This is a genomic window from Brachybacterium sp. AG952 (genome assembly GCF_004362645.1).
Taxonomy (GTDB): Bacteria; Actinomycetota; Actinomycetes; order Actinomycetales; family Dermabacteraceae; genus Brachybacterium; species Brachybacterium conglomeratum.
Genome location: NZ_SNXV01000005.1, coordinates 109,880 through 122,065 on the forward strand (window position 1 = coordinate 109,880; position 12,186 = coordinate 122,065).

The 12,186-nt window shown below is 72.6% G+C and carries 12 protein-coding genes; 3 read left to right on the plus strand and 9 right to left on the minus strand.

The features are described from left to right. Positions 1–4: 4 nt before the first annotated feature. Positions 5–334 (minus strand): GNAT family N-acetyltransferase, encoded by a 330-nt coding sequence (locus DEU31_RS12930; RefSeq protein ID WP_053918891.1) that lies wholly within the window; start codon positions 332–334, stop codon positions 5–7. Positions 335–358: 24 nt separating this feature from the next. On the opposite strand from DEU31_RS12930, the gene DEU31_RS12935 reads away from it, so the two are divergent. Together DEU31_RS12935 and DEU31_RS12940 are read left to right on the plus strand one after the other, a co-directional pair. Continuing rightward, entirely contained in the window at positions 359–724 is a 366-nt protein-coding gene (locus tag DEU31_RS12935; RefSeq protein WP_010551005.1) for a DUF952 domain-containing protein, read from the plus strand. A 91-nt stretch (positions 725–815) separates the two neighbouring features. Further along, positions 816–1,451: an L-threonylcarbamoyladenylate synthase gene (locus DEU31_RS12940; RefSeq protein ID WP_070499988.1), complete on the plus strand. Its 636-nt coding sequence runs from the start codon at positions 816–818 to the stop codon at positions 1,449–1,451. Between the two features lie 89 nt (positions 1,452–1,540). Here the strand turns inward: DEU31_RS12940 and DEU31_RS12945 are convergent, their stop codons facing one another. From DEU31_RS12945 to gcvT, 8 genes are all read right to left on the minus strand, one after another. Then, positions 1,541–2,851 carry an MFS transporter gene (locus DEU31_RS12945; RefSeq protein WP_133677457.1) on the minus strand — a complete coding sequence of 437 codons (1,311 nt, stop codon included), beginning with the start codon at positions 2,849–2,851 and terminating at the stop codon, positions 1,541–1,543. Positions 2,852–3,006: 155 nt separating this feature from the next. After that, the gene (locus DEU31_RS12950; protein ID WP_133677458.1) at positions 3,007–3,246 is read right to left on the minus strand and encodes a hypothetical protein; all 240 of its coding nucleotides are present in this window, start codon (positions 3,244–3,246) and stop codon (positions 3,007–3,009) included. A gap of 88 nt (positions 3,247–3,334) precedes the next feature. After that, on the minus strand, positions 3,335–4,078 hold the full coding sequence (locus DEU31_RS12955; RefSeq protein WP_133677459.1) for a gamma-glutamyl-gamma-aminobutyrate hydrolase family protein: 744 nt from the start codon (positions 4,076–4,078) through the stop codon (positions 3,335–3,337). Between the two features lie 114 nt (positions 4,079–4,192). Next, the gene (locus DEU31_RS12960) at positions 4,193–5,335 is read right to left on the minus strand and encodes a glycosyltransferase family 1 protein (protein WP_133677460.1); all 1,143 of its coding nucleotides are present in this window, start codon (positions 5,333–5,335) and stop codon (positions 4,193–4,195) included. A 155-nt stretch (positions 5,336–5,490) separates the two neighbouring features. Further along, positions 5,491–6,702, minus strand: a complete 1,212-nt coding sequence (locus DEU31_RS12965; RefSeq protein WP_010550999.1) for a cobalamin-independent methionine synthase II family protein — start codon at positions 6,700–6,702, stop codon at positions 5,491–5,493. A 120-nt stretch (positions 6,703–6,822) separates the two neighbouring features. Continuing rightward, positions 6,823–9,756, minus strand: coding sequence for an aminomethyl-transferring glycine dehydrogenase (gene gcvP, locus DEU31_RS12970; RefSeq protein ID WP_010550998.1), 2,934 nt, complete (start codon positions 9,754–9,756; stop codon positions 6,823–6,825). Positions 9,757–9,842: 86 nt separating this feature from the next. Next, positions 9,843–10,214, minus strand: coding sequence for a glycine cleavage system protein GcvH (gene gcvH, locus DEU31_RS12975; protein ID WP_010550997.1), 372 nt, complete (start codon positions 10,212–10,214; stop codon positions 9,843–9,845). 43 nt (positions 10,215–10,257) lie between these two features. Further along, positions 10,258–11,391, minus strand: coding sequence for a glycine cleavage system aminomethyltransferase GcvT (gcvT, locus tag DEU31_RS12980; RefSeq protein ID WP_133677461.1), 1,134 nt, complete (start codon positions 11,389–11,391; stop codon positions 10,258–10,260). Between the two features lie 220 nt (positions 11,392–11,611). On the opposite strand from gcvT, the gene DEU31_RS12985 reads away from it, so the two are divergent. Further along, positions 11,612–12,184 (plus strand): GNAT family N-acetyltransferase, encoded by a 573-nt coding sequence (locus DEU31_RS12985; protein ID WP_040367442.1) that lies wholly within the window; start codon positions 11,612–11,614, stop codon positions 12,182–12,184. Positions 12,185–12,186: the final 2 nt, after the last annotated feature.

Here is a 12,186-nt window from a genome sequence, read left to right on the forward strand (position 1 = left end):
CCTGTCAGGTGGTCGAAGGGGTCGTCCCGGGGTCCTCCAGCAGATCCGCGTACTCGGGATGACGCTCGATGAAGCCGCGGACGAACCAGCAGGTGGGGCGGACCTTCAACCCTCGGGCGCGAGTGTCCTCCAGGGCGAAGCGGACGATCGCCGAGCCGATCCCGCGCCCCGAGCGGTCCGGGGCGACGACGGTCGAGCGCAGGTCGCGCACCTCGTCCTCGTCCTCGAAGGCGAGGACGGCCACGACGGTCTCGCCCTCGAGGGCGGCGAAGCGGTCGCGATCGTCGTCGTGGACCAGGCGCACCGCGCCCTGGTCGGCGGAGGTCTCATCCATGCCGGTCACGGTACACTGCCGCTCATGCCCTCGCCCCTGATCTGGCACATCACCGAGTCGGCCGCCTGGGAGGCGGCGGTCCCGGAGGGCGTCTACACCCGCGCGACCCGCGGCAGGGACCTCGCCGAGGAGGGCTTCCTCCACGCCTCCTGGCCCGAGCAGGTCTCGAAGGTCGCCAAGCGCATCTACCCCGACCGCCCCTCGGACCTCGTGATCCTCGAGATCGACGTGGGCCGGGTCGAGGCGGCCGGCATCGCCGTGGACATCGAGGCCGACGTCGACGGGAAGGGCCGCGGCTACCCGCACATCATGGGGCCGCTCCCGGTCAGCGCCGTGGTGCGTCTGCGGCGCACCAAGTGGATCGGCCGGGAGTTCGTGGTCGTCGCCTGACCCGGCCCGTGCCCGCCCCGGCACCGGCCCCGACGCGCGCCCTGTCCGCGCGGGACCGCCCCGCCCGCTCCGTGCGGGCGTACCATCGGGCATGGCCAGATCACGTCGCTCCGCGAAGTATCTCGACATCCATCCGGAGGATCCGCAGCCCCGCCTGATCGAGCAGGCGGTCGCCGCGCTCGAGGAGGGCGGCCTGATCGCCTATCCGACGGACTCCTGCTACGCGCTGGGCTGCCGTCTCGGGGACGCGGACGGCCTCGAGCGGATCCGTCGCATCCGCCAGGTCGGCAAGGACCACCACTTCACGCTCGTCTGCGCGGACTTCGCCCAGCTGGGGCAGTACGTGCTGGTCTCCAACCCGACCTTCCGCCTGGTCAAGAACGCGACCCCGGGGCCGTACACCTTCATCCTCCCCGCGACCCGGGAGGTGCCGCGCAAGATGGCCCATCCCAAGAAGCACACCGTCGGGGTGCGGATCCCCGATCACCGGGTGGCCCATGCGCTGGTCGAGGCGCTCGGCGAGCCGATCCTGTCCTCGACGCTGCTGCTGCCCGGGCAGGAGGACCCGCCCTCGGAGGGCTGGGTGGTGCAGGACCTGCTGGGCGAGCAGGTCGACGTGATCATCGACTCCGGCGAGGTGGGGATCGAGCCGACCACTGTCGTGGACCTCACCGGGTCCGAGCCCGTGATCGCCCGTGAGGGCGCGGGGGACGTCGACCGGATCTGATCGGCGAGCTCCCGCCCCGTCCGTCCGACCCCGCACCGGCCCCTCCTCGCGGCTCCCCGCCGCCTCGCCGCGCCCCGACCCCGGGATCGTCAGCCCTGCGCCGCGGTCCGGCGGGTGGAGAGGACCCCGGAGAACGCGAGGATCCCCAGCGCGTAGATCGGCACCAGCCACAGCGCGTAGCGCAGCGTCAGCGCGTCCGCGAGCGCGCCGACGAGCGGCGGGGTGAGGAAGAAGCCGAGCCGCGCGAACCAGCCCACCACCGTGATGCCGACGCCGGAGGGCACGCCCGGGAGGTTGTCGGCCGTGCGGAAGGCCGCCGGGAACAGGGTGGCGATCCCCCAGCCCGCCGCCGCGAAGCCGAGCAGCGCGGTCGCCGGGCTGGGCAGCAGCAGGGCGATGCTCATCCCGACCAGGGCGATGAGGGCGCCGACGCGGGCGGTGACGCGGTCGCCGAGCCGGTCCACGATCGCGTCGCCGGTGAAGCGGCCGATCGTCTGGGCGCCCTGGAGGGCGACGAAGGCCATGCCGGCCAGGAACGGGGTCGCCTCGAAGGTGGAGCGCATGAACAGCGCGCCCCAGGTGTTTCCGGCGTCCTCGGTCGACCCCGCGAACACGAGCACCATGCCCAGCGCCGCCACGAGCCCCAGCGAGCGCAGGCCCATCCCCGCGATGCGCCGTCCCGCGGGCGCGACCGGCGGCACCTCTGCGGCGGAGGCGGCCGACGGACCCGCCGGGGAGTCGCTCGACGCCCCACCGGCGCCGTCCGTCGGGGCGACCGGGGCGCGCTCGGTCGAGTCGTCGCCCGGGAGCAGGAACCGATAGGAGCCGAGCACGAGCGCGCCGAAGACGATCAGGCTCGCCACGCCCTGCGCCCACAGCGGCAGTCCCACCTGTGCGGCGGCCGCGCCGAGCAGCCCGCCGAGGACCGCGCCGAGCGACCACCAGCCGTGGTAGCTGTTCATGATGGAGCGTCGGTAGCGGCGTTCGACCCGCATGCCGTGCGCGTTCATGGAGATGTCGGTGAGCGCGTCGGCGGCCTGGGCCAGCAGCAGCGCGGCCGTCAGCCACAGCCAGGAGCCGGAGACGTAGATCGCCAGGTGAGAGGTCGAGGCGAGCAGCTGGAAGGCCACGGAGGTGCGGGCCGAGCCGAAGCGGGACATCAGCCGGGCGGCGAACAGCCCCGCGAGCAGTCCGCCGAGCGGCCCCAGCCCGACCGCGAGGCCGAAGGCGGTGTTGCTCAGCCCGATCGACTCCACCAGCTCGGGATACCGCGGCAGGATCGCGCAGAAGGAGGCGCCGTTGAGGAAGAAGATCAGCGAGACCGCCCGGCGCGCGAGCATCGCGTCACGCGGCACGGCGGGGCGGAGGGCGTCGTCGGCCGACGAGGAGTGAGCGTTCACGACGCACCATTGTCCGTCACGACGGGGGCTGCGTCACGTCGGGTCCTCGCGGGGGCTCTCCCTGGCGGTCGGGCCGGGCAGGAGCGTCCCCGGACACGACCGTGCCCGGCCGCCGCGAGGGCTGCCGGGCACGGTGGAGGCTGAGGAGCGGGGGCTCAGGTGAGGAAGCGCGGCACCAGGTCGAAGGTGCCGAACAGCGCCACCAGGCACATGGCCAGGCCCGCGATGAAGGTCACGGCGGTGAACATCGCCATCACGTAGAGACCGGCGGAGAACAGGCCGAACAGCACGAGGAACAGCACCACCGACAGGACGACGTTGTTGCCCTTCGAGGTCATGTTCTCGTCCTCGTGCACCCGCGCGCGGCTCGTGTCCGCGACGTGCTCGTTGCTCATGCTGCCTTCTTTCCTGACTCTGCCGGTCCGCGACCGGCGGTGCGGCGTCCACGGCGCCCGTCATCAGGCGCGGGCGACCAGGACCATCCTAGACCAGTGCGCGGCTGCTCGCGGCCACGTCCCGGTGCCGGATCGCGGTGAGCAGGCTCTCGAACACCGCAGCGCCCCTCTCGCCGTCGATCTCGGGATGCCACTGCACCCCGATCACGCCCGTGCCCGAGGCGGCCTCGACCGCGAGCGGGAGGCCGCTCGCGTGCCGCGCGACGATGCGCAGGTCGCCGCGGACCTCGCGCACGCCCTGGTGGTGGAAGGCGGTGACCCGGGCCGAGGTGCCGAGGGCGAGGGCGAGGTCGCTGGCCGCGTCGATCTCGACGTCGACCGCGGTGGGGGCGAGCCCGGTGGTGGGATGGGCGGGGACGTCCTCGGGGAGGTGGCGGTGCAGCCGGCCGCCCTCGGCGATCGTGATGATCTGCAGGCCGCGGCAGATCCCGAGCACGGGCACGCCGACCTCTCGGGCGGTGCGGTAGAGCGCGGTCTCGAAGGCGTCGCGGGCGGGGTCCGGGGTCATGTCGGTCCCGAGCGCGTCCTCGCCCCATGCCGCGGGGTCGAGGTCGGTGCCGCCGGTGAGGACGAGGCCGTCGAGCTCGGCGAGCTCCTCCTCGGTCCAGGGGTCCTGCGGGGAGAGGATCACGGGTCGGGCGCCGGCCTCGCGCAGTGCGCGGACGTAGGCCTCGTTGACGACGACGGCGTCGTGACCCTCCCAAGCGCCGGACATCATGGTGCGGGTCCCCGCGGTCACGCCGATGAGCGGGCGACGAGTGCGCTGCGCCATGATGTTGTCCTTTCCGCAGTGGAGCCGGGTCACGTGCCGCCGATCGGCGACAGGACTCAGTCCACCCCGCGGCAGCCCCTCCTCGCGAGCTGTGTGGCGGAATGTGACGGCGGCTCAGCGGGCGGGCACTCCGGCGTGCTCCTCGATCGCCCGGCGGTAGTAGCCGCGCAGCTGCTCGCTGAGCACCGGCCAGGTGCGCTGGCGCACGGACTCCAGCGCCGCCGTGCCGAAGGCCTCGCGCTTCGCGTCGTCGAAGAGCAGGTCCGCGGCGCGGTCGCGGAGCTCGTCGAGCATCCCCGGGGTGTACAGCCAGCCGGTGCGGCTCGGGGTGACCAGGTCCACCGGTCCTCCGCGGCGCGGTGCGATGACGGGCAGGCCGGAGGCCATGGCCTCCTGGATCGTCTGCCCGAAGGTCTCGAGCTCGCCGGGGTGGACGAAGAGGTCGGCGCTGGCGAGGTGCGCGGCGAGGTCCGTGCCGGAGCGGAAGCCGGCGAAGCGCGCCCGGGGCATGTCGCGACGCAGGGCGTCCCGCTCGGGGCCGTCGCCGACGATCAGCAGGCGCACCCCGGGCATGTCGTGCAGCACGCGCAGATCGGCGACCTGCTTCTCGGGGGCGAGCCGGCCCACGTAGACCACGAGCTTCTCCTCCGGCTCGGCGTAGCGGGCCCGGAGCTTAGCGCTGCGCAGCGAGGGGGAGAACAGCGAGGTGTCCACGCCGCGCCGCCACAGGTGGACCCGCTCGATGCCGTGCTCGAGCATCTGGTCGCGGGTCGCGGTGGACGGGGCGAGGTTGAGGGTGGCGCGGTTGTGCACGTCGCGCAGCAGCTGCCAGGAGGCGTTCTCGAGGAAGGGCATGCCGTAGCGGGCCGTGTAGCCGGGGATGTCGGTCTGGTACACGGCGACCGTCGGCACCCCGGCCTTCTGCGCCGCGACCACGGCGCGGCCGCCGAGGATCATCGGCGAGGCGAGGTGGATGACGTCGGGCGCGAACTCGTCGATGCGACGGCGCAGGGTGGCGGCGCTGGTGGTGGCGATGCGCACCTCGGTGTAGCCCGGCATGGGCGCCGAGGCGATGCGGCGCACCCGGACCCTGCGTCCGCAGGAGGTGCGCAGGTGCTTGTCGGCCCCGGGCCACTTGGGGGCGATGATCCCGAGATCATCGCCCGAGGCGGCGAAGTGGTCGACGACGCGGAGCACCGAGTTGGTGACCCCGTTCATGTGCGGCAGGAACGATTCGGCGACGACGAGGATCCTCACGCCCCCGATGTTCCGCCGCCCGGGTCTCCGCGGCGCCACGGGGGCGTGACGTGTCGTCGACCAGGCGGTGAACTCTCGCCCCCGCCCGAGGGCCCGGACGCGGGGTCCCGACCGGCTCCGATCAGGACCCCGCGGGGCTCAGCGGCGCGCCGGCCTCACAGCCGGGAGGAGGCGAGGGCCGCGCCCTCCACGAGCGAGGCGAGCTTCGCCCAGGCGATCTGCGGGTGGATGCGCCCGCCGAGTCCGCAGTCGGTCGAGCCGATCACGCGCTCGGGGCCGACGATCCGCGCGAAGCGCTCCAGTCGCTGGGCGACCAGCTCGGGGTGCTCGACGACGTTGGTGGCGTGGGAGACGATGCCGGGGACGATCACCTTGTCCTCCGGCAGCTGGAGGTCCTGCCACACGGTCCACTCGTGCTCGTGGCGCACGTTGGCGGCCTCGAAGGAGTAGTACTTCGCGTCGATCTCGAGCAGCAGCGGCGCGATGTGGTGGAACTCGATGTCGGTGGTGTGCGGGCCGTGCCAGGAGCCCCAGCACAGGTGGAAGCGGGTCTGCTCGGTCGGCACGTTCACCAGCGCCCGGTTGACGGCGTGGACGCGCTTGCGGGTGAACTCGACGTAATCGGCGACGGAGGGCTCGGGGTTGATCTGGTCCCAGTTCTCGGCAATAGACGGGTCGTCGATCTGCACGGTCAGGCCCGCGGCGGCGATCGCCTCGTACTCGGGGCGCATCACCTCGACCCAGGCGTCGAGGAAGGCGTCCTCGTCGCCGTAGTGGTCGTCGTTGATGCGGGAGCCGGAGCCCGGGGACAGCGCGGCGAGGTAGCCGTTCGCGAAGCCGGCGGAGTCGAGCGCGGCGCGGAAGTTCGCCACGTCCTGCGCGACCAGCTCGCGACCGGTGTCGGAGTAGGCGATCGCGGAGGTCGCGGCGGGGAAGGTGGGCTGGGAGCCGACGGTGACGCCCGAGGTCGGGTCCTGGTACGCCTCCGCGAAGAGCGTCCAGTCCCGGCGATCGGGGAAGGTGGTCAGGCGCACGTTCCCGGGGGTGGAGCGCACCGGCTCGGAGGAGAAGTGGTCGCTGCCCGTGATCTCCAGGCCGCTGACCCGGTCGAAGATGTAGGACCACCAGGAGCCGTAGTTCACGGCCGAGCCCATCAGGTGCCCGTACTCGCCGTCGTTGGGGATCGAGATCCCGATCTCGCGCTGCTTCGCGACGACGTCGAGGACGGCCTGGCGCAGCACCTCGCGGAACTCGTCGGTGGGCGCGGGGGTCAGTCCGTCCTCGCCGACGGGGCGGGCGGCGTTGGCGGCGATGAGCTCCGGGCTGCGGGGCAGGGAGCCGGCGTGGGTGGTGAGGATCTCGGTCATGGGCAGAGCCTAGGAGCAGGGGCGGCCCGGACACGAGCCGGGCCGTCACAGCAGTTCACGAACACGCCCGCCCGGGCCGCGGGAGCGGTCCGGGCGGGCGAGGGGCGGGATCGGCCGAGGTCAGTCCAGCGGCCAGGTGGGCACCAGGTTACGGTCGCCCCAGGCCTGGTCGATGCGACGCACCGGCGGCCAGTACTTCGACTGGATCCGCATCTGGGCGCTGTCGTGGACGGAGTCGTCCTCGGGCGCGGTCCAGGAGCCGGGGTAGACGGCGATCTCGCGGGAGTAGGGGTGGGTCCACTCCCCCGTCGCGATCGACGAGGCCGTGTGCGGCGCGTTCACCAGCGGATTGTCCTCGGCGGGCCAGGTGCCGGCGAGCACCTCGTCGGCCTCCTTCGCGATCATCAGCATCGCCTCGACGAAGCGGTCGATCTCGGCGAGGTCCTCGGACTCGGTGGGCTCGACCATGAGCGTCCCCGCGACGGGGAAGGACATGGTCGGGGCGTGGAAGCCGTAGTCGATGAGGCGCTTGGCGACGTCGTCGACGGTGATCCCGGTGCGCTCGGTGAAGGGGCGCAGGTCCACGATGCACTCGTGGGCGACCAGCCCGTTCTCGCCGGTGTACAGGATCTCGTAGGACTCGGAGAGGCGGCGGGCCATGTAGTTCGCCGCGAGCACCGCCGAGGCGGTGGCGTGGCGCAGCCCGTCCGGCCCCATCAGGCGGATGTAGGCCCAGGTGATCGGCAGGATCGACGGCGAGCCGTAGGGCGCCTGCGAGACGGGCGCGCCGCCGTGGACCTGCTCCCCCGCCCCGGCGACCGGGTGCGACTCGCGCTGGATCTCGGGGTGACCGGGCAGGAACGGCGCCAGGTGCGCCTTCGCCGCGACCGGGCCGACGCCCGGGCCGCCGCCGCCGTGCGGGATGCAGAAGGTCTTGTGGAGGTTCAGGTGGGAGACGTCGCCGCCGAACTCGCCGGGACGCGCCACCTGCAGCAGCGCGTTGAGGTTCGCGCCGTCGACGTAGACCTGGCCGCCCGCGTCGTGCACCAGCTCGCACACGGTGCGCACCTCCTCCTCGTACACGCCGTGCGTGGAGGGGTAGGTGATCATGATGGCGGCGAGCTCGTCGCCGTGGTCCTTGATCTTCTGCCCCAGGTCATCGAGGTCGATGTTGCCCTTCGCATCCGAGGCGACGACCACGACGCGCAGGCCCGCGTTCACGGCGCTGGCGGCGTTGGTGCCGTGGGCGGAGCTCGGCACGAGGCACACGTCGCGGGAGGACTCGCCGCGGGAGGCGTGATACGCGCGGATCGCCAGCAGGCCCGCGAACTCGCCCTGCGAGCCGGCGTTGGGCTGCAGGGAGACCGTGTCGTAGCCGGTCAGGTCCGTCAGCCAGGTCTCGAGCTGGGTGATGAGGTCGAGATAGCCCGTCACGTCCTCGGTCGGCGCGAAGGGATGGATCCCGTTGAACTCGGCCCAGGTGATGCCGGCCATCTCGGTGGCGGCGTTGAGCTTCATCGTGCACGAGCCCAGCGGGATCATGCCCCGGTCCAGCGCGAAGTCCCGGTCGGAGAGGCGGCGCAGGTAGCGCATCATCGCGGTCTCGGAGCGGAAGGAGGAGAACACCGGGTGGCGCAGGAAGGGGTCCTCACGCACCAGGCCGTCCCAGCCGGCGCCGGAGCCGACCTCGGCGAGCTCCTGGCCGGGGGTCGGGGCGTGCGGGGCGAAGGCCGCGGCGATCGCCTGCAGGTCCGCGGCGGTGATCGTCTCGTCCAGCGACAGGTGGACCACGTCGTCGCCGAGGACGCGGACCAGGAACCCGGCCTCGCGCAGGGAGGCGGCGATGTCGGAGGCGGTGCCGGTGGCCCGCACCTCGAGGGTGTCGAAGAAGGACTCCGCGACCAGCTCGAAGCCGCTGCGGCGCAGGAGGTCGGCGAGGGCGGCGGTGCGGTCGGCGACCGTGCGGCCGATCCGGGTCAGCCCTTCGGGGCCGTGGTAGACGGCGTACATCGCGGCCATCACGGCCAGCAGCACCTGCGCGGTGGTGATGGAGCTGGTGGCCTTGTCGCGGCGGATGTGCTGCTCGCGGGTCTGCAGGGAGAGGCGGTAGGCGGGGTTGCCGTCGGCGTCGCGGGAGACGCCGACCAGGCGGCCGGGCAGCTGCCGCTCGAGGCCCTTGCGCACGGCGACGAAGCCGGCGTGCGGGCCGCCGAAGCCGAGCGGGATGCCGAAGCGCTGGGTGGTGCCGACGGTGACGTCGGCGCCGAGCGAGCCCGGGGAGGCGAGCATGGTCAGGGAGAGCAGGTCCGCGGCGACGATCGCGACGGCCTTGGTGGACCTCACCTCGGCGATGACGTCGCGCGGGTCCCAGATGCGGCCGGAGGCGCCGGGGTACTGGATCAGGGCGCCGAAGTAGTCGCCCTCGGGGGCTCCGTCGACGCGGAAGTCGACCTCGCGCAGCTCGATGCCGAGGCCGTCGGCGCGGCCCTGCAGCACCGCCTTGGTGGCCGGCAGCGCGTCGGCGTCGACGAGGAAGACGTTCCCGTTGCGCTTCGCGGTGCGGCGGGCGAGCATCAGCGCCTCCGCCGCGGAGGTCGCCTCGTCGAGGGTGGAGGCGTTCGAGACGTCCATCCCGGTGAGGTCGCAGACCATGGTCTGGAAGGTCAGCAGCGCCTCGAGACGGCCCTGCGAGATCTCGGGCTGGTACGGGGTGTAGGCGGTGTACCAGGCGGGGTTCTCCAGCACGTTGCGCTGGATGACGGCGGGGGTGTGGGTGCCGTGGTAGCCGAGGCCGATCAGGGAGCGGCGCGTGGTGTTGCGGTCCGCGAGGGCGCGGAGCTCCTCGAGCGCGGCGGGCTCGGTGACCCCGTCGGGGACGGAGGTCGCGTCGAGCGCCTCCTCGTCCAGCAGGATCGTGGAGGGCACCGCCGCCCGCAGCATCTCGTCCAGGGACTCGTAGCCCAGGACCTCGAGCATGTGGCGCTGGGCGCCGGGGTCGGTGCCGACGTGGCGGCGGACGAAGGAGTCGTGATCGAGCGCAGGCGTTGCGGTCATGAAGGCGTGTCCCTGAGGTTCTACGTGGAGGTGCGGGGTCGTGGCCTGGGCGCGGGGCGGCCCGGCACCGGGCCGCCCCTGCATGCTCAGGACCGGGTGAGGGCCTTGTACTCCTCGGCGCTGAGCAGGTCGTCGGGCAGTGCCTCGAAGGTGGCCTTGATCAGCCATCCCTCCTCGAAGGGCGAGGAGTTCACGAGCTCGGGCTCGTCGACGACGGCCTGGTTGGTCTCGGAGACGGTGCCGCTGATCGGCGAGAAGAGGTCGGAGACGGACTTGGTCGACTCGATCTCGCCCATCTCGGTGCCGGAGGTGATCTCGGAGCCGGCCTCGGGCAGGTCGACGTAGACGACGTCGCCGAGCTGCTCGGCGGCGAAGTCGGTCACGCCGATGACGGCGACTCCGTCGGACTCGACGCGGACCCACTCGTGGTCCTTGCTGTAGAGGAGTTCTGCGGACATTTCTCTGGTCCTTCCTGGGGACGGTCGGGGAACTCGGAGCCGCTCAGCCGCGGCGATAGAAGGGCGTCTCGACGACGCGGACCGGCAGGTCCTTGCCGCGCACGTCGACCACCAGCTCGGTGCCGACCTCGCGGTAAGAGGGGTCGATGTAGGCCAGCGCGATGGGATGGCCGAGGGTCGGCGAGAGCACGCCGGAGGTGACGGCGCCGATCTCGTTGCCCTCCCCGTCGCGGACGGCGGAGCCGGCGCGGGCGGCCCGGCGGCCCTCGGCCGCGAGGCCCACCAGGACGGGCAGGCCCTCGGTCTGCGCCGCCTCGGTGGCTTCCCGGCCGACGAAGTCGCCCTTGGAGGAGAGCGCGATGATGCGGCCCATGCCCGCCTGGGCGGGCAGCAGGTCCCGGCTCAGCTCGTTGCCGTACAGCGGCATGCCGGCCTCGAGGCGGAGGGTGTCGCGGCAGGCGAGGCCGCAGGGCACGACCCGGTCCCCGCCGACGGCGGTGAGGGCCTTCCAGAGCTCCTCGGCGGAGTCGTCGCCGACGTACAGCTCGAAGCCGTCCTCGCCGGTGTAGCCGGTGCGGGCCACGAGCAGGTCGTCGCCGCGCCAGGTGCCCTCGGCGAAGCGGTAGTACTTCATCGAGGTGATGTCCTCGGCGGTGACGCCCTCGACGCCGGAGTCCTCGGCGGCCAGGAGGTCCAGCAGGATCTGCTCGCTGGCGGGGCCCTGCACCGCGATCAGGGAGGTGCGGTCCGAGGCATCGTCGACCTCGACGTCGAAGCCCTTGGCGCGGGCGCGGATCTCCTCGCCGTCGACGACGGCATTGGAGGCGTTGGCGACGACGAGGAAGTGGTCCTCGGCGAGGCGGTAGACGATCACGTCGTCGATCACCCCGCCCTGCTCGGTCAGGAGCAGGGTGTACTTCGCCCGGCCGATGGTCACGGCGGAGATCTTGCCGGCCATGGCGTGGTCGAGGGCCTCGCCCGCCTGCGGCCCGCGCAGGTGGATCTCTCCCATATGGCTGAGGTCGAAGAGGCCTGCGCTCTGGCGCACCGCCCTGTGCTCGGCGAGGTCCGAGTCGTAGCGGACCGGCATCCGCCAGCCCGCGAAGTCCGTGAACGTCGCTCCGAGCGACTCGTGGACCGCCTCCAGTGCCGTGCTGCGAAGGTGCTGGTCGACCATGGTGCTCCTACTCGTCCGGGGACTGCGTGAATGTCCGTCCTGACCGACTCGCGAGGCCCGGTGCGGGACCGGGCACCGACACTCGGCGGCACACCGATGTGCCGCAGGCTCACCATACCGAACCAGGGCACGCCTCGCGGTCCTCGTCGCACCTCGTTGCCACGGCGCCGCGGGCCCCCGGCGGGGCGGGTCGGGCCCCGGTGCTTGTACCGTGGTGGTCGTGACGAAGGAAGGCACCGCCGAGTGGCCCGTCCGGATCCGCAGTCCCCGACTCGTGATCCGGCCGCCGGGCGACGCCGACCGCACTGCGCTGATCCGGCTGATGACCGACCCGGTCACCCGCGAGTACCTCGGCGGCGCGGTGGACTACGCCTCCCGCCAGGCGCTCGAGCTCTCCCCGCTGGGCATCACCTGGGGGCGCTGGGTGCTCGCCCTGGCCGAGGACGACACGATGATCGGCTCGATCACGCTGGACTACGACCGCGGGGAGCTGGAGCTGTCCTACGCGCTGCTGCCCGAGTGGACCGGTCTGGGCTACGCCGCGGAGTCCTGCATCGCGCTGCTGGACTGGGCGCGCCGCGAGCTCGAGGACGAGGTCGTCATCGCGATCAGCCAGACCCGCAACAAGCGCAGCGTCGCCCTGCTGCGCAAGCTCGGGTTCACGGTGCGCAAGGGGCTCGAGGAGTTCGGCACCCAGCAGCTGCTGCTGGAGCGCTCGCTGCGCGAGCCGCTGCCCGCCCAGGAGGCGACCCTGCAGACCGCGGAGGACCCGCCGCCCCCGACGCGCCGCTGAGG